The sequence below is a fragment of the Planctomycetota bacterium genome, assembly GCA_035384565.1.
Lineage (GTDB): Bacteria > Planctomycetota > PUPC01 > DSUN01 > DSUN01 > DAOOIT01.
In genome coordinates, this window is sequence record DAOOIT010000002.1 from 1 (window position 1) to 24,887 (window position 24,887).

General features: G+C 67.4%; 17 protein-coding genes. 1 reads left to right on the forward strand and 16 read right to left on the reverse strand.

The features are described from left to right. Positions 1–1,020 precede the first annotated feature (1,020 nt). Positions 1,021–2,985 carry a cache domain-containing protein gene (locus PLE19_00815; GenBank protein HPD13458.1) on the forward strand — a complete coding sequence of 655 codons (1,965 nt, stop codon included), beginning with the start codon at positions 1,021–1,023 and terminating at the stop codon, positions 2,983–2,985. A 54-nt stretch (positions 2,986–3,039) separates the two neighbouring features. On the opposite strand, the gene PLE19_00820 is transcribed toward PLE19_00815, so the two are convergent. The 16 genes from PLE19_00820 to PLE19_00895 all read right to left on the reverse strand — a co-directional run bounded on the left by PLE19_00820 (position 3,040) and on the right by PLE19_00895 (position 24,884). Beyond that, the gene (locus PLE19_00820) at positions 3,040–5,787 is read right to left on the reverse strand and encodes a glycoside hydrolase N-terminal domain-containing protein (protein ID HPD13459.1); all 2,748 of its coding nucleotides are present in this window, start codon (positions 5,785–5,787) and stop codon (positions 3,040–3,042) included. Between the two features lie 390 nt (positions 5,788–6,177). Further along, entirely contained in the window at positions 6,178–9,405 is a 3,228-nt protein-coding gene (locus tag PLE19_00825) for an L-fucokinase (protein HPD13460.1), read from the reverse strand. Continuing rightward, positions 9,402–10,727, reverse strand: a complete 1,326-nt coding sequence (locus tag PLE19_00830) for an O-antigen ligase family protein (protein HPD13461.1) — start codon at positions 10,725–10,727, stop codon at positions 9,402–9,404. The genes PLE19_00825 and PLE19_00830 overlap by 4 nt, the downstream gene beginning before the upstream one ends. 70 nt (positions 10,728–10,797) lie before the next feature. Further along, complete coding sequence (locus PLE19_00835) at positions 10,798–11,982, reverse strand: glycosyltransferase family 4 protein (GenBank protein ID HPD13462.1); 1,185 nt, start codon at positions 11,980–11,982, stop codon at positions 10,798–10,800. A gap of 83 nt (positions 11,983–12,065) precedes the next feature. Continuing rightward, positions 12,066–13,985 carry a glycosyltransferase family 39 protein gene (locus PLE19_00840; protein ID HPD13463.1) on the reverse strand — a complete coding sequence of 640 codons (1,920 nt, stop codon included), beginning with the start codon at positions 13,983–13,985 and terminating at the stop codon, positions 12,066–12,068. Positions 13,986–14,148: 163 nt separating this feature from the next. After that, complete coding sequence (locus PLE19_00845) at positions 14,149–15,003, reverse strand: glycosyltransferase family 2 protein (protein HPD13464.1); 855 nt, start codon at positions 15,001–15,003, stop codon at positions 14,149–14,151. A gap of 1 nt (position 15,004) precedes the next feature. Beyond that, the gene (locus PLE19_00850) at positions 15,005–15,877 is read right to left on the reverse strand and encodes a hypothetical protein (GenBank protein ID HPD13465.1); all 873 of its coding nucleotides are present in this window, start codon (positions 15,875–15,877) and stop codon (positions 15,005–15,007) included. Positions 15,878–16,221: 344 nt separating this feature from the next. Beyond that, entirely contained in the window at positions 16,222–17,220 is a 999-nt protein-coding gene (locus PLE19_00855; protein ID HPD13466.1) for a GDP-mannose 4,6-dehydratase, read from the reverse strand. Positions 17,221–17,395: 175 nt separating this feature from the next. Continuing rightward, positions 17,396–18,634: a glycosyltransferase gene (locus tag PLE19_00860; protein HPD13467.1), complete on the reverse strand. Its 1,239-nt coding sequence runs from the start codon at positions 18,632–18,634 to the stop codon at positions 17,396–17,398. Beyond that, positions 18,631–19,392, reverse strand: a complete 762-nt coding sequence (locus PLE19_00865; GenBank protein ID HPD13468.1) for a ChbG/HpnK family deacetylase — start codon at positions 19,390–19,392, stop codon at positions 18,631–18,633. The genes PLE19_00860 and PLE19_00865 overlap by 4 nt, the downstream gene beginning before the upstream one ends. Next, on the reverse strand, positions 19,382–20,308 hold the full coding sequence (locus PLE19_00870) for a glycosyltransferase (protein HPD13469.1): 927 nt from the start codon (positions 20,306–20,308) through the stop codon (positions 19,382–19,384). Before PLE19_00870 ends, PLE19_00865 begins: the two co-directional genes overlap by 11 nt. Then, positions 20,305–21,489, reverse strand: a complete 1,185-nt coding sequence (locus tag PLE19_00875; protein HPD13470.1) for a glycosyltransferase family 4 protein — start codon at positions 21,487–21,489, stop codon at positions 20,305–20,307. Before PLE19_00875 ends, PLE19_00870 begins: the two co-directional genes overlap by 4 nt. A gap of 4 nt (positions 21,490–21,493) precedes the next feature. Further along, on the reverse strand, positions 21,494–22,297 hold the full coding sequence (locus PLE19_00880) for a methyltransferase domain-containing protein (protein ID HPD13471.1): 804 nt from the start codon (positions 22,295–22,297) through the stop codon (positions 21,494–21,496). A gap of 7 nt (positions 22,298–22,304) precedes the next feature. Beyond that, a complete protein-coding gene (locus PLE19_00885; protein HPD13472.1) occupies positions 22,305–23,186 on the reverse strand; it encodes a PIG-L family deacetylase in 882 nt (293 codons plus the stop codon). Continuing rightward, positions 23,186–23,917, reverse strand: coding sequence for a WecB/TagA/CpsF family glycosyltransferase (locus tag PLE19_00890; GenBank protein HPD13473.1), 732 nt, complete (start codon positions 23,915–23,917; stop codon positions 23,186–23,188). Before PLE19_00890 ends, PLE19_00885 begins: the two co-directional genes overlap by 1 nt. 76 nt (positions 23,918–23,993) lie before the next feature. Continuing rightward, positions 23,994–24,884 carry an FkbM family methyltransferase gene (locus tag PLE19_00895; protein HPD13474.1) on the reverse strand — a complete coding sequence of 297 codons (891 nt, stop codon included), beginning with the start codon at positions 24,882–24,884 and terminating at the stop codon, positions 23,994–23,996. Positions 24,885–24,887: the final 3 nt, after the last annotated feature.

Below are 24,887 nucleotides of genomic sequence, written 5' to 3' on the forward strand. Positions count from 1 at the left end.
CGAGCCCTTCAGGCTCCAGAGGCAATCACCCTGCCTGCAATTCCGGCCCACACCCCGCGAAGTGCCGCAGCGTCTTACGCTCTCCGGCCGCTCGCCCTCACATACTTGCTCATCCCGCAGATGAGCAGGTATGGCCGGAACCGCGAGAATCGCCCATTCTCGCCCATCTACCCATGCTGTATCACTCTCCTCCTCACAGGGTTGATACAGCATGGCCAGGCTGCGCCCGCCGGCCGCGGGCGCGGGCCGGAATCGCAGGTGGTTTCTGATGCGAGAATCCCCCGGAACAGGCGAAGGCCCGCCGCAAACGTAGCCGCGAGCGTTCCGCTTGCGGCTCCTCTTTCTCGTCCCTACGCTCTGCGTGGGGACGCGCCTCTTGGCCGCTCCGCGGCCTCTTCGTCTTCAGGGAAAACTTGACGCGGGAGTCAGGAACCTCCCGCGGGTTCCAAACCCGCGGGAGGTTGGGGTTGGACGCGGGAGCGTCCGGACCTCCGCCCCCACGCGGAGCGTAGGGGCGAGCATGGGAGCCAGCCCTCCCGAAGGTATTGGAGCCTTCGGGAGGGGGGTCTCTGGGGCAATCGGAGGCCGAAAGGAGGCATGGCAACCACTCCGCAAAGCCCTCTGCGGGTGGTCTACTCCTCCGGCCGCGAATCAGTCTGCATTCTTCCGCGTAGCGACAAGCGTCTCGCTTCTCGAAGACCACCGCACGCGGGACGCTTGCGGCTACGCTCGAGACCCTGGCCGACGCAACATGGTTTCGGTCACTGCAAAGTGATTCGCGGCCGGAGTAGTAAGAATCGCACCAGAACGGATGCCACATTCAGGAAAGGCCACGAATTGCCAGACGGCAGGGGCGGGGGACAGCTTTCGGAAGCCGCGCGCACGTGATCTGCGTTCAACAACTTCAGACGTCGCAACCGCCTCCCTCGCGGCCCACCTCGGGTTGCACCGACCCGTGGCGCGCGGTATCATCATGGGGCATCGCCCAACGGCTCTGCACCGGGCAGAGGGGTCCTCGCGATGGGACTGCGAGCCAGGCTGATCGCCGCGTTCCTGTTTGTCGTCGTCTTGCTCGGCGGGGCGACGATCTACACGGGCAGCGCGATGATTGACCGCACCATCCGCCGCGAAGCCCAGGCCAACACCGAGGCGAACCTGCGCTCCGCCCGCACCTACGTCGAGCAGCGCCTCCTCGCGCTTCAGCAGGTCCTCGAGTCCATCGCCCGCAGGGCCGTGCCCCAGGCCGTGCTGGCCGAGGGCGCCTCGCCCGAGGCCCGCGTGACCCTCGAGCGCGAGCGCCTCCACTATGGCTTCGACGCGCTCAGCCTGTGCGACGCGGCGGGCCGCGTGGTGCTCCGCACCCGCCACCCCTACAGCACCGAGGGCAACCGCGCCCTCGACCCCCTGGTCGAGCGCGCGCTCAAGGGCGAGGCGGGCCGCGGCATCGCCATCCTGCACGCCGACGAGCTGGCGCTCGAAGGCTCCGACCTGCCCCGCCAAGCCTACCTGCCCCTGGTCGAGACCCCGCGGGCCAAGCCGCGCCCCGACTCCGTCGAGTCCCGGGGCATGATGCTCTGGGCCGCCGCCCCCGTGCCCGGGCCGGCCGGCGGCGCGCCGCTCGGAGCCCTCTACGGCGGCATCCTGCTCAACCGCAACTGGCCCCTGGTGGACGACATCCGCGCCACGGTGTTCGGCGACGAGTCCTACGACGGCAAGCCCCTGGGCACCGTGACCATCTTCCTGTGGGATGCCCGCATCGCCACCAACGTCACCACCGAGGCCGGCAACCGCGCCATCGGCACCCGCGTCTCCGCCGAGGTCTACGACCGCGTGCTCGAGAGCGGCCAGCGGTGGCTCGACCGCGCCTTTGTCGTGCGCTACTGGTACCTCACCGCCTATGAGCCGATCCGCGACCCCCGCGGGCACACCATCGGCATCCTCTACGTCGGCGTCCTCGAACAGAAGTACGCCGACCTCAAGCGCCAGATCCTGCGCAGCTTCGTCATCCCCGTGGGCATCGCGCTCGCGGCCGCGGTCGCGCTGTCGCTCGTCCTCGCGCGCACCATCGCGCGCCCCGTGGGCGAGCTGCTCGCCGCCTCGCGCCACCTGGCCAGCGGCGACAACGACTACCGGCCCCGCAGCCTGAAGACCTCGCCCGAGCTGGCCGAACTCACCGACGCCTACGTGCAAATGGCCGACGCCATCCGCCAGCGCGACCTCGACCTCCGCCGCCAGAACCGCGAACTCGAATCGGCCAACGAGCGCCTCGCCCAGCTCAACCGCAGCTACATGGAAATGCTCGGCTTCGTCACCCACGAACTCAAGAACCCGCTCAACAGCGTGATCTTCTCGGCCGCCGCGCTGCGCGACGGCTATCTCGGCCCCCTCGGCGAGAAGCCCAAACAGGCGGCCGACCGCATCCTGCGCAACGCCAAGTACCTCGAGGAAATGATCGCCAACTACCTGAGCCTCTCGCGCATCGAGAAGGGCGAGATGACGGCCAAGTTCCAGCCCACCGACCTCCGCGCCGACGTGGTCGAGCCCATCCTCGGCCAGGTGCGCGCCCAGTTCGACGAGGCCCAGATGCGCGTCGAGACCCGCGTGCCCGAGGGCCTGAGCCTCGAGGCCGACCCCGGCCTGCTGCGCATCGTGCTCGACAACCTGCTCACCAACGCCGCCAAGTACGGCCGACCGGGCGGCCGCGTCGAGATCGCCGCCGAGGCCGTCGGCGACGCCGTCCAGCTCGCCGTCACCAACGAGGGCGAGGGCATCCAGCCCGAGAACCTGCCGAAGCTCTTCGGCAAATTCGTCCGCCTCGACCAGCCCGCCACCAAGGCCCGCAAGGGCACGGGCCTCGGCCTCTTCGTCTGCCGCGAGATCATCGAGAAGCACCGCGGCCGCATCTGGGCCGAGAGCCAGCCCGGCCAGTGGGCCCGCTTCACCTTCTCCGTGCCCCGCCAGCAGCCCGCCCCTGCCACGGAGTAGCCGCCGGCCGGCGGGCGCCGGCCACGCAGCCCACGGGGATTTCCGGGCCGGCCCCTAGATTCCCCGGCGCAGCGGCATCCGCTCCGACTGGATCGTCTTCGCCTCGCCGTGGACGCGGAGCTTCACCGGGCGCGGCTCGGGCGACGCCACGCGGTAGCTCGTGACCTTGCCGTCCCTCCACTCGATGTCCACCGTGAAGCCGCCGCGGGCGCGGAGCCCGGTGACTTTGCCGGCGGACCAGGCCGCGGGCAGGGCGGGCAGCAGCACGAGTTCGTCGGCGTGGCTCTGCAAGAGCATCTCGGCCACGGCGGCGCAGCCGCCGAAGTTGCCGTCAATCTGGAACGGCGGGTGCAGGCACATCAGGTTGCCGGCGCCGCGGCCGATCAGCATCGCCAGCAGCTTGCCCGCCCGGTCGCCGTCACGCAGGCGCGCCCAGAAGTTGGCCTTCCACGCCATGGACCAGCCGGTGGAGGCGTCGCCGCGGCGCTCGAGCGAGAGCCGCGCGCCCCGGAAGAGCTCCGGCGTGCTGGGATTGATCTCGGTGCCGGGGTACAGCCCCCACAGGTGCGAGCAATGGCGGTGGTGCGGCTCCGTCTCCTCGAAATCCTCCGGCCACTCCATGATGCGGCCCGCCGCGTTCACCCGAGTCGGCGCCAGCCGGGCGCGCATCGCATCGAGTCGCCCAGCGAACTCGGCGTCCACGCCGAGCCGGCGCGCCGCGGCCGCGGTGTGGAGGAACAGCTCGCGGATGATCTGCATGTCGTAGGTCGAGCCGACGCACAGCGCCGTGGTCTGCCGCTTGCCGGCCTTGTCGGTGAAGGCGTAGGAGTTCTCCGGGGAGTTCGACGGCACGGTGACCAGCCAGCGGTGCCGCGGGTCCTCGACCAGGCTGGCCTGGAAGAACTCGCACGCGCCCCGCAGAATCGGGTAGTACTCGCGCAGGAACGCCTCGTCCTGGGTGAACTCATAGTGCAGCCAGATGTGCTGGGCCAGCCACGCGCCGCACGTGGGCCCCATGCAGGCCGGCAGGTAGCTGGGGGCGGTCTCGAACCACGGGTTCTGCGTGTGATTGGCCATCCAGCCGGGCGCGTTGAAGTAGGCTTTGGCGGTCTTGGCGCCCTCGCGGGCCACGCCCTGGATGAACCGCAACAGGGGCCGATGGCAATCGGACAGGTTGGCTGGCTCGGCGGGCCAGTAGTTCATCTGAAGGTTGATGTTGCTGTGGAAATCGCCGCGCCACGGCGTCGAATACTCCTCGGCCCAGATGCCCTGAAGGTTGTTGGGCAGCGGCGAGTCCGGCCGCGAGCCGGCCACCAGGAGGTAGCGGCCGAACTGGAAGTACAGCGCCGCCAGCGCGGGGTCGGGCGCATTCTCGTTGCGCCGGACGCGCTCGGGCGTGGGCAGGGCCGCGTTCGGCCCCGCCGGCAGCGTCAGTTGGCAGCGGTCCATGTAGCTCCGGTGGTCCGCGATGGCCCGGTCGCGCAGGTCGTCGAATCGCAGCGCCAGCGCTGCGTCGAGGCGCTGGCGCGTCGTGGCCTCGAAGCCCTTGTCGAACAGGTCTGTGCCTGCCGACACGATCAGCATCGCCTCCTCCGCGCCCGCGACGGCCAGCCCGTCGTCCGTGGCGGAGACCTTGCCGCCCACGGTGGCCGCGCCGAGCAGTGCCAGGAAGCGCACGCCCTCGCCCCCGCCGCCCGGCTTGTTGAAGGGCAACTGGCCCTCGAGCTTGTGGCGCTCGCCGTCGCGCTTCGCGGTGGCATGTCGCCGGCGCGAGAGCGCCGCGGTGAACGTCAAGGCTCCGGGCTTGTCCGCCTTGAGGCGCACGGCGAGGACCTCGTTCGGCTTCGAGGCCACCAGTTCGCGGGTGAACGTCACGCCCTTGTGCGTGTAGCGGGTGGTGGCCAGGCCCGTCATCAGGTCGAGTTCGCGCCGGTAATCGCTGAACGCCGGCGGGTCCGCCGCCGCGCCGGCCAGGCGGATCTCGGCCACCTGGAAGTACGTCTCCTGCGGCGTGAAGCTGAACCGATAGAACCGGTAGGCGCCCGGCGTGGCGATCTCGAAGGTCTTGGTCTGATGGCGCTTCTCGAACGGCTTGCCGGGGCTGCGGCGGTCCAGCTCGACCCACGTCGCGCCGTCTGCCGAGCCCTCGAGCACCCACACCTGCGGGTCGCGGGTGGGCACGTCGTCGGCGCTGGTCAACGCGTAGCCGGTCACCGTGCGCGCCGCCGGCAGCTCCATCTGCCACTGCACCAGCTTGCCGGCCTTGTCCACGCACCACTTCGTGCCGGGGTCGCCGTCCACGCTGTTCTCGATGCCCTTGCCGTCGCCCGGCCCGTGGCCGCTCGGCGAAGTGACCCGCGGCCGGGCAATCCCGCCGAACTCGATCGTCAGGTCGCCCAGCGTCTGGTAGCAGCCGAACTGGTTCTCGTCCATCCAGCCCCGCACGCCGTCCGCGTAGCGGAAGTTCCTGCTCAGCACGCTGGCGGCTCCGGCGATGTCGCCTGCGAACAGCTTCTCGCGGACCTCCGGCAGGCACTTGTACGCCTCATAGTTGTTGCCATCGTACGGCCCGCCGGACCAGACGGACGACTCGTTGAGGATGATGCGCGCCGCGTCCACTCCGCCCAGGTCCATCGCCCCCAGACGGCCGTTGCCGAGCGGGAGCGACTCGTGGAAGCTCTTCGCCGGCCTGTCGAACCAGAGCGTCGTAGCGGGATCGGCGATGCTGGCGGTGACCAGCAACCCGGTCAGCGGAGCCAGCAGCAGGGCAGCGAGAATGGTTTGAGGGTCAAGCAGTCTCATGGGTTGGGTGTCCTCCTGAGGTAGGCGGCAATGCCCCGACGCGGCGCATGCCCCCGCCGCCGCTCGAGCATTCCCGGCATGGGTAGTATGCCGCAGGCCGTTGTGTCGGTCAAGCTCGGGTTCTCGTGAGCGGGAAACCGCCCGCACCAGGCGCCAGCCCTGGGGTCCCCCTGGTGCCGGGCGACCTGCCGCGTCTCGCCCCTTCTTGCCCACGTGATCGGACGCGGCCGGGCAACCGGGGCGCCGTCGAGCGGCGGTGCTGGCGCGCGTTCCGGCGTCACATGCAAGAAGCCCACACCAGGGGGTTCTGATGTGGGCTTCCTCGGCAGGCGTCGCGCAGAGAGCGCCGCCGTCGGGCGACGCCCCGAAAGGCGGACCTATCGGGGCGGGTCAGCAGGCGGTTACTACCAGGCCCGTCCGGCTGATCTCGAAGTCGAAGAACCGCGCCCGCTCGTTGGGAGGGGCCGCCTCGAGCTCCTTGCGCACCGCCGCGGCATCCTCCGGCGATTTGCAGACCATCAGCAGGAACCCTCCGCTGCCGGCGCCCACGATCCGGGCGCCGTGCACGAACGGCTGCACGCGAGCCATCAGGGCCTCGAGTGGGCCGCTCGTGGCCTCGGGGTTCAACTGCTTGTGGAGCTCCCAGGACCTGCCGAGCAGCCGCCCGAACTCGGGCAGGTCCCGCCGCCCCATGGCCTCCGCCATGCGCACGGCGAGGCCGCGAATCTGGCCCAGCGTGCCCATTGTAGCTCTGTCGCGGTCGAGGTACCGGCCCACGTACTGCTCGAGGATGTTCTTGGCGAGCCGCGTCATGCCCGTGTAGTAGAGCAGCGCCTGCCCACGGCAGAGCCGCGGGTCAAGGACGTCCGCGGGCAGGTACTGAATCGTGGGGTCGGGCACGAGCCCTGGCTCGGTGGTGGTGAGCTTGACCCCGTCGGTGGCGCCGCCCACCTGGTCCTGCCAGCCGCCGCCCGTGGTCATGGCCTGTTCGAGCCGCAGAACATGGTGGAACAGCTCTCGCGGGGCCACGGTGCGCCCCATGAGGCGATGGAGCACGGCGAGGACCACGGCGCCCATGAGACTCGACGTGCCGAGGCCGCTGCCTTTGGGGACCGCGGCGAGAGTGGTCAGTTCCACCCCGCCGCCGAACGATTCCAGCGCCTGCGGCAGCGTGATGCCTTCCTCCCACTCGCTCGACACCGGCGAGAACCCGGAGAGGGCCAGCGCCGCCTTGACCACCGCAAAGTCGTCGCCGGGCGTGCGATGGTCCATCAGCTCGTCGAGCCGGGTCAGCTCGATCCGCCGCCCCAGGTCAATGGACGCGATGCGAATGACGGGCTCGCCGATCACGCGCGCGTAGGCGTGGATCGGCGGCTGGCCGTTGAGGTCAATGGCGGCGTTGAGGACGCAGCCGCCGCGCTCCAGCGTGTAGGGCGGCGTGTCCGTCCAGCCCCCGGCGAGTTCCAGCCGGGCAGGGGCGCGGCCCCACACAATCTCGTCCCTTCTCAGGGCGCTCCTCGGCCGTGGCAGTCTGCACTGGCCGCTGGCGATGACCGCCTGTTCGAGACAACGGAAGGCCGCTCGCTTCGCGCTCTCGCACCATTCGGTTGCGCCCGTTGGCGCCGCGCACGACGCCCCGAGCGCGGCGAGCCACGATTGGTCGTCCGGGGGCAGGACTTCACGGAGCGCTGCCGGAAAGCTCGGGCCCCATCGTTTATCCCGGGCGCACAGGCTCTCGACCGCGGACCCCAGGGAGTGGAGGATTCGGGAGCAGACGAGCGGCCCCATGCCCGCGCTGCCTTCGGCGCTCGCGTGTTGCCAGCGTGCCTCGCGAAGCAACTCCGCCGCCGTGGTGGCGGGCCGCTCGGAATGGCCGAGGAGATACGCCAGATCCTTTGCGGACAGCGGACCGTCGCGGCGGAACACGCGATGGGCGGAGGAGGCGAGGGCCGCTGCGTGGATTCGGGCCCTGCGCTCCTCGAACGCCTCCAGGTCGGCCAGGAGGGCGATCTCCGCCAGGCTGTAGCGCTCCGCGGCGAGCCAGGCCTCGCGCTGTGACGCCGATGCCTCCTCGGGCGCGAACATCCACAACCAGTCCCGATAGCCCATGGCCTGCGCCACGGCGGGGAAGAGCCGCGCCTGCCAGACCGTTCGCCGACCCGGGGCGAGCGAGCGGTCCCACACGTCTTCAGGCCGGGCACCCACGGCAGCGAGCCACTCGCCCACGGGACGCCCGCAGAAAGTGGCGCCCTCGCCGGCCGTGTCCTTGAACCGGTCGTCCACGCCGTAGCACCGCACGAACCAGGCGTCCTGGCCAGTCCGCCGCTGGCCGCGCAGCACGTCCAGGCAGGCCCCGCGCGGCAGGCTCAGCGGCTCCTCGACGTCCACGCCGATGACGACGTTCGCCCCTTGCAGCGTGACGCGCTCGCGGATGCGGCACCCCTCCACCCACGCGGCACCCCCCGCGAGGCCGCCCCCCCCTGTCACCTCGTTGTTGATGCTGACGGGGACATCCGTTCTGCCGGCGTCGGGTTCGCGCGTGTCCAGGAGCGCTGCGTTGGCGACCAGCTCGCGCGTCGTACCCAGGTGGAGGAAGCGGCACTGGGGCACCACGTGCACGTGCAGCGGGATGCCCGAGAGGACGTCGAAGAGAGAGCGGAGCAGCGGCTCCTCCCACGTGGAGCCGCCTGCCCGGGCGGCCGCGCAGTGGAGGGCAGGTGTCGTTTCGGTTCCCATCGCGCAGCAGATTTCGCGGTAGAGGTCCAGCCCGCGCGTCGCGACCGCATCGCCGACCGGGCCGCTCCAGGCGAGGCGGCCATCGCGGCTCGGGGTCGCGCCGCAGCCCCGGAGCCAGCGCACGGCCGTGGCGGCATCGAAGCTCATCGCCGCGATGTCCAGCACACACCGCCCGTAGCGGTCCATCCCCCCGCTCTGAGCCAGATCGGCCGGGCTGGGCTTCTGGAGGAAGCGGCGAGCCTGCCCGCCCGGGCCGAGGCAGAAGACCCCGTGGCGGCTCGCCTGCTCGGGAGTGGCCAAGCAACCCAGGGCCGTCACGCCTGCCGGGGCCAGGCGCACCTCTGTCGGATCGAACTCCTTGATGTCATCGCCGGCGGCTACCACGACCTGGCCGCACCCCGGCGGGAGCGCCGGCAGGGCAAGATAGGCGGGCAACTGCCGATCGAACAGCGTCTCCGCTACGCCGCTGTTCGACTCGCCGGGGACGGGCATGAACGCCTTGCCGCACGGCCCATAGGCGGGAAGACGCATCGAGTCCCCTCCCGCATGCACGATCAGGATACGGAGCCTCTCGAGGGCCGCTTGCCAGGCCGCGGGTTCGCCGAGCTCGGCTTGGCGTCCCGCCAGCTCGCGAGTGATCACTTCCATCAGGCACGCCACCGTGCTCCCACCGCTGCCGACCCGCCTTCCCGCCGGGTCGGGCACCACCAGCGCCCTGCGGATGCCGGCCAGGAGCCCCAACTCCTCGCGCACGCGCAACTGCGCTTCATATGTGCGCGCCTGCCGCTCGTTCGAGGCGGTGACGATCACGTAGTCCCAGTTGTCGGCGGCGGGCCTCGAGTGGCCCCCCGCGCCATCGGGCAAGTGCGCCATGGCGCTCATCCCACCCCTCCACGGCTCCAGGCACTGCGCCCAACCAGGGCGGCCGGTTGGCCGGCCACAGGCAGGCGACAGTGCCTCCCGCTCCCCGGCTGAGGCGGACTCTGACGGGCCCGGGCTTGCCTCAGACTGCGGTCGAGGACCTCGAGATAGGCCAGTATGGGAACGATCACGAGCAGGTCCACCGAGAACGCAGCAGCCGTAGTCTCGGGGATGCTGCGAACGGTGAAGAAGGCCAGGACCGCGCCCGCTTCAATCAGAAGGGTCCGGTGCTGCGCCGAGAGCGCTGCCAGACTCCGGAGGCTGCGGAAGAACAGCCGCCACCCGACCACCCACGACGCGACGAAGAAGGCCGTGCCGGCCACCCCGGCCTGCATCAGCGCGAGGAGCCAGGTGTTGTGCACGTGTTGGAGGCCCATGTGGAACCTGTCTGCCAGGGGCCCAAGACCCAGCACGGGCGATCGCAGGAAGACCTCCCAGCCCTCCCGCCACACCTCGGTTCGTCCTGTCATCCGCATCAGGTTCTCGCCGGGTCCGCGCCGGTACACGATGCCCTCTATTCTCTCCGCCATGGTGGCATCTGCAAGCATGGCCAAACCTGCGACGCCCATCGTGAGGAACAATGCACCCTTGCCTCTCTGCACCGACAGCATGAAGAGAGCGGCGACCACGAAGCCGATGAGCGGCGTTCGGGCGCGTGTGGCGAGCATCAGCACGATGGACGCACCGCACACGGCCCCCCAGAGCACCCGGCCCGGGCCTCTCGCCTGCCACATCCGGCTGAAGGCGAACACGGCCGGCACGGCCGCCAGGCGTCCGATGCCCGTGGACCGCGACATGGTCACTCCCCCCACCGCAGGGATCACATTGACAACCTCGACGTCCGAAGACCACCAATCGCCCGAGCTGAACAGAACATCCCAGGCCACGATCGCCAGCCCCACGGCCAGGGTGGCCACCATCACCCACGTGAGCGTGAGAAGCTGAGCACTGCCAGACAACGGATCGCTTCGGGCCACCACAGCCTCCAGCACGATGAACACCGACAGGTACAGCGCCCCCCAGTAGAGGGCCTCGAATGGCGACGCAGAGAGCAGCGAAGTGCCCAGCATGAACAGGCCATACACGGCCATGAGCCGAACGGGACCCGACCTGCCGAAGACGCCGAGCGTGCCCCGCCGACGAACGAAGAGATAGGCCCCCACGGCAGCGGCGAACGCCAGCAGCGACCGGGCGAAGTGCAGGTATCCAACCAGCCCGGTCGGATTGCGCCAATGCCGAGGGTCGGCCTCGATATTGAGCCAGAGCATCACCCAGAGGAGCAAACTCCAGGACAGCGCTCCTCCCAGGGCGGGTCGTCTTACTGCGGGTGCCGCAGGCCCCATCGAGTTTCCCTCAGGGCGCCTCGGCGCGTCCCAGGGCGAGCGCTTTCTGATAGACCCACATCAGCCGTTCATAGCACCGGTCGCGCGAGTACTCGGTCGTGGCCTTCTGGCGGCCCGCCATGCCCATCTCCCGACACAGGCCAGGCTCGGCCCACAAGCGGCGGAGTCTCTCCACCAACTGGGGCACATTGCCGGGCTCGTAGAGCAGGCCGGTGACCCCTTCTTCCACGATCTCTGGCAGCGCACCGATCCGTGTGGCCACCACGGGCCGCCCCGCGCACATCGCCTCGACCAGCACATTGGGGAAGCCCTCGAACCACTTGCTGCAACAGACCAGGATTCGGGTCTCCCGGTAGAACTCCGCGAGCCGTTCCCCTGACAGAAAGCCATGGAACAACACGTTCGGAGGGGCGCCCGCCACGGCCTCCGGCATCGCGGAGGCGTCGCCCGCCACGGCGAAGCGAAGCTCGGGCAGCGCCCGGGCCGCCGCCAGAAAGTCCGCGATCCCCTTCTCGGGGCTGAGCCGCCCGACGAAGGAGATCGTGCTGCCTTCCCCAGGCTCCGCCGGTGGGGCTAGCGCCGACCCCGCGATCATGTTCGGGACGACCTCGACCCTGTCGGCGGGGATTCCTCGATCAATGAACCGCCTTCGCTGGAACTCTGACAGCACCACAAACACGGCCACGTTCTCTCGGATCATCCCCGTGATTCTGGCGAAAGCGTTCCGCAGCGCATACCCGAGGCTCTTCGGCAGGCTGCCGGCGCAGTTCTTCAGCACGCACCACAGCTCGCCCCCTGTGCCCATGCACTTCTCGCACAGGCGGCCGCCCGAGAGCAAGAGGCCGGTCGGGCAGAAGAGGCGGTAGTTCGGGCAGCGCATGACTATGGGGATTCCCCGCCTCCGCACCGGCGCCAGAATCGAGGGCGAGAGCAATGGATAGAGATTCTGAACCTGGACGATGTCGAAGTCGCTCCCGCGAAGGAGTTCAGCCATCTCGCGGCGCGACCTGAAGCTGTGGATGCCGGAGAAGAACGCCCGCGTCTTGCCTGCCAGGGATCCAGGAATACCCGCGGACGACTTCCCGAACCACGTCACGCAATGGCCCCGCTCCTCGAGCAGCCGCGCAATGCTCTCGCACGCATGCTCCTCGCCACTCGGCCTAGCGTAGTCATTGTGAACCAAGAGAACTCTCACCGCATGGCTCCCCAACGCATCCTAAGCGGCGTCTGCCACAGGGCGCTGACGACTCCGTGATCGGGGACAGAGCAGAGGACGCGCTACTTCCTCAGTTCGCGCAAGTACCAGTCAGCCCCGAGATGCACATCATCAGCAAGGCCGCGTGGGTACCCTTCGCCGTAGAGAAGGTAATCAGCATCAGTCGGGATGGGCTGCGTGCCCTTGCCGTAGACGTTCAGCGGGATGATCCTCCTCGTCAGTGTCGCGCCGAAGAGCGGATACTCGTAGCTTCGCGCCGCCAACCACACGGCCACTGTCGCGCATTTCGGGACAAGCTCCTCATATCTCCTCATGGCGGGCGCATATCTCCTGTTGTGCGCCATAAGCTGGCTGATCCTATCTCTCCTGAACACCGACTCCCAGACACTCCCCTGGTAGTGCAGAGCTACCAACGGTCGGTCCGGTCTCACGGTGACAGCAGAGAGGGCCGAGGCACAGCCGATCAGCACGACGATGGCAACATAGGCCCGAAGGAACCCCGATCGTGCTCTGAGGCACAAACCCACCACGGGGACCGCGCACACCGCGCAGGGTGGGAAGTACCTGCTGACATCTGTGCCGTATCTGACACCAAAGGAAACCCCGACAAAGAACAATAGGGAGGCAAAGGAAAACGGCCTGAATCTCCAGTAGCCCATGACCCCGGCTACTGACATAGCCACAGCAATCCATATGAGACCGAAGCCAAGAATCCCCCAATAGGACATGTCCTCATGGATCGTCGGCGGCCTGTTGTAGTTGAACCAGCGGTTTGGATGGCCGCCGATGGAGAACGGCAGATTCATCCCGATCTTCTCTGCTGCCGTCCTCGGAATCAGCCGCACGAGGACCTGCACTCCGGATACGGGGCTGACCGGGGGAAGCCCGTCAAGAGACAGGAACCCAAAACCGATACGCGCGGCGTTCTTCACCCCTTCCCACGCACTGCTACCATAGGAACTGTAGGAACGTTCCGACACGCCAAGGAGCTGCCGCACCTCTGGGGGACCGATCGGGTTCCCGAACACCCGGTAGTTCTCCAGGTACCCTGAGGGAAGTCCAAAGACAGCGATACCAAGAGACACCGAAGCGGCAAAGACAAGCAGGGCCCGCAACCGTCCTCGGGCTGGCTGACAGGTTCCCACAAGGCAGTACAGAAACACTGGCGTCATCGCTAGGAGGGCAAGCAATGCGGTCACCTTCGTGCCGACGGAGAGGCCCGCCGCCAACCCTGAGAAAGCGAGGTACCTCCATTGGTGGGTTCGCCTGAAGACCAGGAGGAAGTAGCTAAGTGAGCCAGAGTACGCTGCCACGAGCAAGTCCTGCTGCGTGGTGACCGCCTGGAGCAGGCACTGTGGAAGCAGTGCGAACACAAGAGAGGCGAATAGGGCTTCCTTCCTGCTGCAACCAAGGCTCGCCGTGATGCCGTAGACGGCGCAGGTAGCAACCCAGTAGGAAAGATACTGAATCAGCTGGCAAGCGTTCTCGTTCCTTCCAGAAACGAGCAAGGTATACAGCGCAAGCACCGCGTGGTTCTTCGGTGTAGCAATCTGCGCGTAGAAGTTGGCATCATAGTGCGCGAGGCTACCGTGTTGCAGGTAGTAGGCTACCCTCGCGAGATAGCATGTCATACCGTCCCAGTGAGTGGGCGCTGTGAACAGGGCTACTGCCAAGTTGGCCAAACCACATGCCGCGGCTGCGGCGAACATTGCGAGAAGGGTGGTTCGCTCATACCATGACCACGACCGCACTTGGGCTGTGAACCAAGAGACGCTGACCTTGGGCAATAACCTTCTCCGTGGAAGGACCAGTTGCCCGAGCCGACCGTTGACGACAGCAAGCGCGAAGCACAGCGAAGCTGTGATCACGCCATAGAGTGACCAGTAACCGAGATCACTCAAGCGGTTGATGGCGGACAGAAGGTATCCTCCGAGGACAATCTCTGCGGTCAACAGACAGAAAGAGAGAAGGATGGTTGCCACATGTCCCCGAGGTCGAAATAGAACGAGCAAGAAGTAGCAGCACAGAAACAGACTCACTGTGGCCAGAATGTTGTGCAATCTACTGCCCTAACACGCGAAGAGTCTCATACCGGGCCTCGCCCCTGCGCAATCACGTCGGCTCTCGCCGCAACAAACCCGGGGCTCACCGGTACTGCGGGCATCGGTCCTCCCCAGGCTGCGCCCCAGGGTGGTGGCGAACAGGTCCGGGGAGCCTCCAGCGCCGCACGGCAAGGCAGAGGCCCAGGTAACCGCCGATGGTCCGGAGAATGCGCATACGGCTCTTGCCGCGGCGGGCGGCGGTGTCGAGGCGAAACGGGACTTCGGAGATGCTGAGGCGCAGGTTCATTGCCTTCTTGAGCATCTCGACGACGCCCTCGAACCCAGCGCGCTCGATGATTCGAGGGCCGTAAGCAGCCTGGAGGGCAAGGACGGCCCGCCCGCGGAAAACGCGGAAGAAGGAACTCATCGTGTGGATGCCTGTCATACCCAGGAGACCCCGAAGCACGATGGCGTTCGCCCCGAAGCTCAGGAACCGCCGCCACCAGCTTGTGTGCTCAAACCCGCCACCGTAGGCGTAGGGTGAGGCGAGGACGACGTCGAGGTCCTCCCGTTCGCACCGTTCGAGCATGCGAAGAAGAGTCTCGACTCGCCCCGTGTTGTCACCCTCCACCGTGGCGACGAAGTCCGTGGGTTCGAGGTCGCCGGCGAGGTGTTCGAAGGCGGTCCCGAACGCACTCCCTGGTCCCATGTTTCCCTCGTGCTTCAGTACAGCCAGAGCGAGGCCATGGCCCAGGGCCGCGGCCAGCTCGGGTGTGCCATCGTTGCTCCCATCGTCCACGAGGATGACGCAAGTCCCGTAACGCCCCGCTTGCGAAGCCGCAAGTTCCCGGAAACTGGCGAAGAGACCCTCGAGATTGGGGGCCTCATTGAGCACCGGTACGATAACGTGCAACGATCGTAACGGGGCGTCCGCGGCATAGCGCGCACCCTCAAGCATGTTAGCTCTCCGAAGACTCTGTGCTGGGATTCCCATCAAGAACCCCTCGAAGCGCCATGGGGATCATGATTAGGAACGCGGGTAGAAACTTCGCTAGTTCGCGCAGCAGCCCATTGAAGAAGAACAGGATCGTATAGGGGAGCAGGCTTAAGAACGCCAGGCGATGGAATGCGTCGCTCTTCCTGAACGCGACCGTAGACAGAAGGGCAAAGCCCGCCACCTCCACTGTCCATAGTGGGACAATCGATGTCAACAGGTCGTGCACGTTGGAGTTGGACGCGATGTGGAAGGCAGTGGTGAACTGAGTCGGCTTGGCCCCGTAGTACGCCCGGGTGCCAAGCATAGCGACCGCCCACAGCAGGAGACTCGCTAGAGCGAGAAGAATCCCGCGTCTGTCCAGCCTCCGTTGGGCGACGAGGTCGATGACATACCACACAATGAGAAAGGCTATCTGCTCGCGATTGAGGGCTCCCAAAAAGACGATCACGGGCAAGTACTGAACCCTGCCACTTCGGAACAGGGCCAACCCCAGTGTGTAAAACCAGAGCGTGATGAAATCGCCTTCCATGTAGTACCCTGTTACCGATAGGGGTATTACAACCTGCAACAGAAGCACGCCCACTATCGCGCCGCTCTGGCCGAAGCCTCTCCACAGGTACCGGTGAAAGCAGATGAAGATGGCCAGAAACGTAACCATGGAGATCGACGCATAGGAGAAGACATGCTGCATACGCCTGTTCCGCACAACTGTTGAGGCCATGGTTTCGACAACCGTTCCAAGCAGGGGTTTCAGAATCCTGAACTGATAGGGCGATTGCGCCTGCCCGGTCAGGATCCTGTCAACATGTGCGATACGCTTCTCGACGTTTGGCAATATCACGGTCCTGCAGACATAATATGTCGATATCATCGCCAGCATCACGGGTACTACAAGACCATGTAGCCCTCTCGGTTGCATCGCCTCCAACCAGCGCCGACAGCTGGTAAGCCTGTTGAGACACCACCGTCCTCGCATGGTATTGACTGCTCCATGCCGACTGCTAGCTCTCGTAATCCTGTGGGGCGCTGCAAGCCTGCACTGCTCCGACAAGGCCGTTCTCCTGCATCCTCGGGTCATCAGGCGGGGCGATTGATTGCGCGCGCTCAGTTGGTGAGGAGTATGCCGACGTTGGCGCTCTCGTTCAGGACGCGGCGATGGGGATAAGGCGTTCCATCGGCTCACACGGCTTCAGTGGGAATCTGGAGGTTCCGCCGGGCTTCGGCGAGGCAGAGGCGAATGGCGTCCGCCATCGAGTGCTTCGGCTCGTAGCCGAGCAGGGTGTGGGCCTTGGTAAGGTCGGGCCGCCGTCGCATGATGTCTTTGTACCTGCCGAAGACTTCCTGGAAGGGGATGAACTTGAGCTTGAGGGGCCTCCCCGTGTCGGCCAGGCGGTGGATGAGGCGCGCGGCGTCGAGGACGCTCATCTCCTCGGGGCTGCCGAGGTTGATGATCTGGCCGACGGCCCGCTCGTTCTCCATCGCCAGAATGGTGCCCTGGATGAGGTCGTCCACGTAGGCCATCGAGCGGGTCTGGGAACCGTCGCCGTGGATGGGCACCTCCTCATGGCGCAGGATCTTGTGAATGAAGATGGGGATGTGGCCGCCGACCCAAGTGAAGCTGGAGCGAGGGCTGAATCCGCCGAAGTAGCGGAGGACGACCACGGGCACGGCGTAGTCGTGATGGTAGGCGAACGCAAGCTGCTCGCCGTATAGCTTGGCCACGGCATAGCTCCAGCGGCGGATGAGGCTGGGGCCGAGCAGCAGGTCGCCGTCCTCGCGGAAGGGCAGGTCGGGCGACATGCCATAGACGTCCGACGTGGAGGCGAAGATGACCTTCTTCCGCCACATCCGCGCGGCATCGAGGACGTTCTCGGTGCCCTGGGCGTTCACCTTGAGGGTGGCCATGCTCGAATCGGCCTCGGCCACCTTCTTCACGGCAGCCAGATGCACGAGGGTGTCGGCCTCCCGGGCGAGAATCTTGAGGGTGTCCATGTCCAGAATGTCAACGGGGTAGAACCTGAATGCCTCGTTGGCGAGCTGATGCCGGATGTTCTCCATCCGGCCGAAGGACATGTTGTCAATACCGATGACGCGGCAGCCGCGCCCGAGCAAGGCATCAAGCAGGTGTGAGCCGATCATCCCGGCCACGCCCGTAATCAGTACTACTCCATCTGACATTCGTTGTCTCCCTGCTGACCGTTGGCCAATACCCTGGTGTTCTCACGAGGCCATCGTGCCGGCCGACTGGAGGGCAGGTCGAGATGACATTGGCTCTCGTGTTCGTCCACACGCTTGCGAGGAAGCCTGAAGTGCCTCATGTGACAGCCCCCCGATTGTTGCCTGTCGCCGCAACTTAGCCACCCGCAAGCTGTTGATAGATCTCGCTCACCGCCTCAGCCTTGCGCTCGAAGGTGAACAGGCCCGCGCGCTCCAGCGCCCCGGCGGCCAGCTTCTGCCGCTCGGCCTCGTGCGCCCAGAGATGCCCGAGGGCGTCCGCGAACCGAGAGCAGATGGAGGCCCGGCCCTCGACGGGAACCTTCACGCCACACTCCGAGGTCACGACGTCGGCGAAGCCGCAGTGGTCGAGGCACACGACCGGCACGCCCTGTGAGAGGGCCTCCATCACCACCGTCGTCGTGAGGTCCTTGATGCTGGTGAGCGCGAAAACGTGGGAGTTCCCGAGGAGGGCGATCGCCTGCGGCCGCGGCAGGCGCCCGTGCCACGTGCAGCGGGCGTCCACGTCCAGCCTTCGGGCGATGCGCCGCCACTCCGTGGTGCAGGGCCCCTCGCCCAGGATGTGCAGCTCCCATCCCACCGAAGCCGGCAGGCGCGCGACCGCGTGCAGCAGGAGCGGGAGCGCCTTGCCGGGGTCGTGCGCGCCGCTCCACGAGATGCGGAGCGGCTCGCCGTCGAGCCGAATGGAATGGGCCGCCGCGATCGGCTCCGGAGGGGCCGTCTCGCAGATGACCTGGCTGTCCTCGCCATAGTGCCTCTGAATCTCGCGCCGAATGCCTTCGGTGGCGGCGATGATTCCGCCGCGAGCCCTGGGGAAGGCTCTCCTGGGGCGAGGCAGCCACCTCTTGTGCAGCGTGTTGAGCACGTTCCGGCTGGCGAAATGGACGAGTCCTCGCAAACCCAGCATCGGCAGGAGCCGCCAGGGGGTGTTCTCCAAGCCGCCGATCGGCCCCCAGACGAACGGCACGTCCAGCCTCCACAGGTAGCCGGGCTCTCGGAAGGTCACCCACGTGAGCTGGTGCACCAAGTCGAAGCCCGGGTCCCGTTGAAGCTGGAGGGCGAGCCGGTAGGCGTCCCTCTGCCAGCGCCGGCAGGTCCAGAGCAGGGCCGGCTTCCACAGGCGCGAGAGCCGGAGATAGCGCGTCCTGGGCACATAGCAGAACTGAAGATGGTCCCGAAGCGCCGGATCGCGATGCAGTTCCGCCTCGATGTTGGCGCGGAAGAGATCGCTCGTGAGGACCAGGAGGTCGTGGTGCCTGGAGAGCGCCTTGACCCAACCCCAGCCCACGCCCGGCTCCGACCCGCGCGTCGGGTCGCAGGAGTAGGCCGAGACGAGGACTCTGAGACGCCGTTTCATCCACCGCTCCGAGCCGAAGGTCCCGTGGCCGCGAGCCGCAGGAGGTCCGCACAGTCGGCCAACGGACGCTGGCTCAGCCTGTCCACAAGAACCCCCGAGGCGTCGTACATGGGATGGATCATGACTTCCGCGGACTGCGTCCGCGGCGTCACGCCTCTCCTGGCGAGAAGGTGCCGGTAGTCCTCGGCCGAGCCGAAGTAGTTCGTCCACGCGAGCCCCGCGCGTCTCAGGCGCAGGTTCGCCAGCTTGCGATAGGCCCAGGTGCCGAGGGATCGGCGCGGCCCGCAGTTCCGGGCGATCCGCACGTGCGGAATGCCCTCCTCGAGGCAGAGCCGCACCACCACGGAGGCGATGGCCCACTCCTCGTGCACATGCTCGTGGGAGTCTGCGTGGGAGATCGGAATGCCACGCCTGCGGCACGCGGCAACCTGCGCCCCGAGTTCCCCCCGCAGCGCCGTCGTTTCGCTCGCGGACAGCCGCCACACGTGGGGGCGTTTGCGCAGGACGAAGGCGCCGTCTTCGTTGCAGAACCGCCGGCAGCGTCGGATCTCCTCGGTGAGGGGCAGGCCGTCAGTGAGGACGAGATGAACGCCCACGCGATGGGCAAGCCCGCGCTCGTGAGCCAGCTCGCACGCCTCCTCGAACCCGGGCATGTTCGGCATGATCGTGGTGTCGGAGCAGTACCCGCGCTCGAAGCTCTCGAGGACGGCCCGGTTCACGTTCCCATCGAGCCCGAAGTCGTCGGCATTAACGACCATCGCGCTGGCCTCGGGGCAGCCCGCGGCAGATGCCCGCCAGATTGCCGCAGACCCGTTTGAAGCTCTCGCCCGGCCTTCGGCAGGTCACGACTCGCCCGATGGAGAGCAGCATCCTGGCCAGCAGGCCCAGGTAGCACCGTGGCACGGAGAGCCCGTGTTTCCTCACCAGGTAGAGGCGGTTGCGTACCTCGAGCTTCCCGAACCGGTAGGCATCGAGTCTTCCTGAAGGCGAAGGGTAGTGGCAGAAGCCCGCCTGCGCGACCACGGCCAGCCTGTACCGCCTGCTGACGGAGTAACTGAAGTCCACGTCCTCGAGATAGCTGTAGCCGTCGAACCACTCGTCGAAGCGGAACTCGTCAAGCACGGCCCGACGCCACACCGAGGCGCCGCTCGGCAGCCACTCGGTGAACATCGTCTCGGACACCCTGCCGACGATGGTCTGCCACCCGCTGGGCATGACCACGCCTTTCTCCTTGCTGTAGAGCCCCAGCCAGGAAGCCAGGCGGGAGGACTTGAGCCAGGATGCGGCTCTCGGCGGGCAGTTCGCCCAGTTGAAGGCCGCGCCGCCGACGTCTGCCGGGGCTTCCTCCCAGAAGCGCAGCATAGCCTCCATCGCCCCGGGCTCCAGCACGGCGTCGTCGTCCAGGAAACCGATCAGCCCGATGCCGCGGTCCACGGCGTCCACGCCCGCGTTCCGTTGCCGGGTCGCCGAAGGAGGCAGGTGGCGGACGTAGGCGACGTTCAGCGCGCCACGCTCCGCCGCGACCCACTCGACCGGCTCCTCGCTCGCATCCACGATCACCACTTGGGAGGGCGGACAGGACTGGGCGGCCAGGCTCGCCAGCATGCGGCGGAGGTCGTCCGGCCGGTCCTTCGTCGCCACCACGAGGGCCACCTTGTTCCGGAAGCTGCTCATGCGGCCGAATGCCCGCCCATGCGCCTCCTCTGGAGGAACCTCGCCACGGCGTCCCGCATGCCGGCCGTGAAGCTCGGGATCGAGAATGCCTTGCCCCGCTCGGCCAGGTGCCGGCACAGCTCCTGCTGAAGCTCCGTCCGGCGCAACACGGTGTCAATCTTGGCCACGGCATCGTCCAGGCCGGCAAAGGTGAGCAGGGGATGAGCGACAATCTCCGCCTGTCCACCTTCAGAGGGCACGAACACGATGCTGCCTGCCTTGACCAGTTCCGCCACGGATATGCCAAAGCCTTCCCGCGGACAGGCGTTGATGCCAAAGCGATGGGTGCTGAGCAGCTCCCTCTTCGTCTCCCCGCTGCACGGCCCTCGGGCTGTAACCCAGCGCCCCTGCTCGGCGCAGAGGCGGCTGACCTTTCGTCCGTACGGGTCGCGCCCGATCGCCCCTGCGATGTGCAGGTGGATGTCGTGGCCGCGGCTCCGCACGTGCAAGAGCACAGCGATGATGTCCTCGATGCGCTTCTCGGGCGAGATGCGCCCGATGTAGACGAAGCCATGCTCCTTCGCGGGGAATGGGACCTCGGGGAAATCCCCCGCCACGGGCGGGTACAGCACGTCGGCCTCCACGCCGTGACGGCGCTTCATCAGGGCGGCCGTCCACTGTGAATTGGCCAGGAACAGGTTGTCGCGTGCGAAGGGTTCTCGTCCCGATGGCTTCCGAAGCATGCGGGCGCAGGCGAGGTAGCCTCTGCGGAGGGGGTTGTCGCGGTACGCCAGGCCCGCCCACCCCGGAGCAGGGGGGGTGCACGCCCGTCGGAGCGCCTCGTCCCAGGAGAAGTCCGCAATCAGGTGGATCCCGGGAACCCCGAAATCCGCGACGTTGTACCCGCTGATGAGCACGTCGAAGTCGGCCGCCAGCGCGCGGCACAGGCGGGCGTGGATCGCTCCACGCCAGGCGGCGAACCGGGCGGTCCGCCCCAGGAGGAAAGAGAGGGGATGCCGCCTCACGCGGAAGTCTTCCGGGGCCAGCCGCGTCGCGTAGGCCTCATTCAGCCTGGCGATGTCCACTGGCCCACAGGTGGCCAGAGTTACGTCATGCTCGTGCCGGAGCTCTTCGATTGCCCACAGCACGGCCGCCTCGGAACCGCCGAGCCGAAGAGAGGGATGGGCGATGGCAATCCTCATTGCCTCATGATCCGCCGCCCGGAGGCAGTGCCTGGGCATGAGCGCCCGGATGCCTCCGGCAGACGTAGATCACCTCGTCCTCGTCCAGAGCATGGCGGGCAGCATCCAGGTGGCGAACGTAATCTTCGACTGCGACGGCGAAGCCCGCGTCCTCCAGCCGGCTCCTGTAGTCGAGGCCATAGAGCCTGACCTCGTCGGAGAAGCCGAAGTGCCTGGCCCGTTCCTCAGGGGAGAAACCGGGGTCCTCCAGAGTGTGCTCGCGCCGCCGGTCTACATCCACCTGAAGGATGGCATAGCCTCCGGGACGGAGCACGCGGTACACCTCGCGAAGCGCGCGGCGGTCATCCTCCACCTGCTCCAGCACGTGGTTGGCGATGACGACGTCGAACGTCTCGTCGCCGAAGCCGATGTGTGTGATGGACATGACGAGATCGGGCGCCTCGCACAGCTCGTGGATGAACGAGACCATCAGGTCGGCCGTCACGTACTCGATGGCCGGATGCCGGCGAATCTCGCGCGCGAGACACCGCTCGGGCGCGAAGTGGAGCACACGCAATCGGCTCCGGAAGAACGCCATCCGGTCCCTCAGGAACAGGTAGAGCAGGCGGTGCCGCCCGAGAGACAGGCAGGAGGGGCACCAGTCGTTCTCTCTGCCGCCGAAGGGCAGGAACTTCGAGAAGCGATGGCCGCAGATCGGGCACTCCACCCGGTTGCCGCAGCGGTACCACAGACCCAGGAGCATCCGCTGGCCGCTGCGGAGCCCTCGGCACACGCGTGGCCCCAGGAGCCGTTTGAGAAGCCTCTTCATGCGTCGGTCAGCCTTCCCCCGCGCTGGCGGGCGTGGCCCCAGAGGGCGTGAAGAAGACCTCGCTCGGCGCCTCGAAAGGGGCCGCGAAGCCAGGAGGCAGGACTCCGATGTACGGCTTGCCGCACCGCGGGGCGACGGCCTGGCGGTAACAGCGGATCGCCTGACGCTTGGCAGACAGCACCGGCGCGATGTCCAGCTTCCAGGCATTCGCCAGGCCCGGCTCGGCGAGCCGGCGAAGGGGCAGTTTGTACCATCCCCAGACCAGGTACCAGTGCACCGCGCACGGAAAGCCGCTTCGGCGAACGGCTTGCGCCACAATCTCGCTGGCGGCCGCATGGTCGGCCCAGCAGTCCAGAGGATGGGGCGCGTAGACCTCCTGGGGGGCCGCCTGGCGCAGGACCTCGGCCACCGCGGACACCGCCGTGGCAAACCCCTCCTGCCCGTTGCGGGGCAAGCGGCCGTCGGGCAGTCCAAGCCAGTGCATGGCCTGGGGGCCGAGCCCCAGGCGCGCGCCCGCCTCGCAGGCCAGAAGACGGCGCGCCCGGGCGATCTCCTCGACAGGCGCACCGCAGCAGCGCTGGTGCGATGCCTCGCCGCTGGTCAGGAAGGCCACGCCCACGCGGGCGTCGGCCTGAGCCTTGAGGGCGAGAAGTCCTGCCGTGGCGAATACCTCGTCATCGGGGTGAGGGGCAATCACCAGGGCAGGACCCCCGGGGAGGGCCTCCGGCCTGGCGCGGCGGGCCAGAACCCATTGCAGAACGCGGCGCCTCGGCGCCCCCTGCCAGGCGCGAAGCTGCGCCACAACTGTGTCGCCCAGCGCGCGTTTGAGGAGGGACTTCACCCCACCCGCCTGCACAGCCGCCTTCGCGGTGAGAGGCAACGGACGCATCACTCGTACTTCCTGAGTCCGCTCAGTTCCAGAAGCACATGGCCGAGGAATCGCGGGCCGTCCAGAAAGTCCCGACGCCAGACCTTTCTGGGTTCGTGGACGAGGCGCCATAGCCACTCGAACCCGCAGCGGCCCACCCAGGCCGGCGCCCGCTTGACTCTGCCGCTCAGGAACCCGAAGGCCGCTCCGACCCCGACCGCGACGGGGACCCTCAAGCGTTTCTGGTGCTCGGCAATCCACCTCTCCTGCTTCGGCAGACCGAGCCCGACCCAGAGAACATCGGGCCGGGCCTCGTTGATCATCCTGACATGGGCTTCATCTTCCTCGGGCGAAACGGCCCCGAAGGGCGGGGAGAACGTGCCGGCCACCCCGTGGTTCGGGTACTCGCGCTCCAGACGCTGGCGCAGAAGGGAGAGGGTCTCCGGTCGGTCCCCATAGAAGAAGCTGCTGTAGCCGCGTTCGTTTGCGCGCTCGAGGAACGCCCGCATCAGGTCGGCCCCGGGAATGCGCTGGATGCCGCGGAATCCCTTCAGGCGAGCGACCCAGACGGGCGCAATCCCATCGGGGACCCAGAGATCCGCCGAGTTCAGCACGGCCTTGAGGTCCGGGCTCTTGTGCGCTTCCCAGATGCCGTGGAACCCTGTGACCACGATCCGCCGGCACTGGTGTTCGCGCGCCTCGACCCAGCCGGCCATCTCCTGGATCACCTGGCGAGGGCTCGTCAGGTGCACCCGGGCCCCCAGGATCCTGACCGCCGGAGCGCGCGTTCCTGCGCCGCCGTCTGCGTTCGAGGCGCGGGCGTGGGTGTCAGGCGATGGGCAAGAGCCTGCGGGCATCCTGTCCCTCGGGATTCGAGGAGAGCGCGACGAAGTCATACCCGCTCTCCAACTGAGCGGAGTCGCGCAGCTCCCGCAGTTGGACGCGGAAGAGGTTCTTCTGCCTGATCTGGAGAAATCGGTATCCCAGGCGAGACATCAACCGCACCTCCCCGCGCTCGAAGAAGGGCTGGCTCTTGTACGATTCGAAGATGATGGCCGCGGGGCGGTTCGAATCGAGCAGGCCGAGCGCGCCCGCCAGCACCTCCTCCTCGTGCCCCTCCACATCGAGCTTGAGGAGCCGGAGCGGGGGCAGATGCAGCGCCTCGAGATACGCGCTGGCTTGCCGCACCTGCACCGGAGTCGGGTCCGCCTCGGGGCCGGGGCGGATGAAGGAGCCGCAGCCTCGGTTGCCACGCGGGATGAAGAGGTCCACCTCACCATCCTTGTCCGACAGCGCGAGCGCGTGCGTCTGGACATGGCGGAAGCCATTCAGCTCGGCCGACCGCCGGATGCACTCCGCCAATTGCGGCTGCGGCTCGAAAATGTGCACCTGCCCGGTGGGGCCGACGAATGTCGCGGCATACATGCCCACTTCGCCATAGCCGCCGCCAACATCCAGGAAGCAGTCGCCAGGCCGCAGGAGGCGCCGGCAAATCCACGTGATCTTCCTGTCGTAATCGCCCCAGTAGTAGATGGCCCGGCCGCAGTAGTCGTTGGGGTGCACCAGCAGGCGCGGGCCGCCTCGCAGGCGCGTCAGCACCAGGTTCCCATCCTGGGTGAGCCGGCGAGGCAGGGCCATGTGGGCCAGGCGCACGCCGCCTCTGTAGAGAGGGTAGGCGCGGATGAGCGCCCTGACCATCGCCCGAACCAGGGGACGCACCAG

Coding starts and splice junctions, on each gene's coding strand:
- PLE19_00815 (HPD13458.1), top strand. CDS start 1,021: ATGGGACTGCGAGCCAGGCTGATCGCCGCGTTCCTGTTTGTCGTCGTC.
- PLE19_00820 (HPD13459.1), bottom strand. CDS start 5,787: ATGAGACTGCTTGACCCTCAAACCATTCTCGCTGCCCTGCTGCTGGCT.
- PLE19_00825 (HPD13460.1), bottom strand. CDS start 9,405: ATGAGCGCCATGGCGCACTTGCCCGATGGCGCGGGGGGCCACTCGAGG.
- PLE19_00845 (HPD13464.1), bottom strand. CDS start 15,003: ATGCTTGAGGGTGCGCGCTATGCCGCGGACGCCCCGTTACGATCGTTG.
- PLE19_00855 (HPD13466.1), bottom strand. CDS start 17,220: ATGTCAGATGGAGTAGTACTGATTACGGGCGTGGCCGGGATGATCGGC.
- PLE19_00860 (HPD13467.1), bottom strand. CDS start 18,634: ATGAAACGGCGTCTCAGAGTCCTCGTCTCGGCCTACTCCTGCGACCCG.
- PLE19_00865 (HPD13468.1), bottom strand. CDS start 19,392: ATGGTCGTTAATGCCGACGACTTCGGGCTCGATGGGAACGTGAACCGG.
- PLE19_00870 (HPD13469.1), bottom strand. CDS start 20,308: ATGAGCAGCTTCCGGAACAAGGTGGCCCTCGTGGTGGCGACGAAGGAC.
- PLE19_00875 (HPD13470.1), bottom strand. CDS start 21,489: ATGAGGATTGCCATCGCCCATCCCTCTCTTCGGCTCGGCGGTTCCGAG.
- PLE19_00880 (HPD13471.1), bottom strand. CDS start 22,297: ATGAAGAGGCTTCTCAAACGGCTCCTGGGGCCACGCGTGTGCCGAGGG.
- PLE19_00885 (HPD13472.1), bottom strand. CDS start 23,186: ATGCGTCCGTTGCCTCTCACCGCGAAGGCGGCTGTGCAGGCGGGTGGG.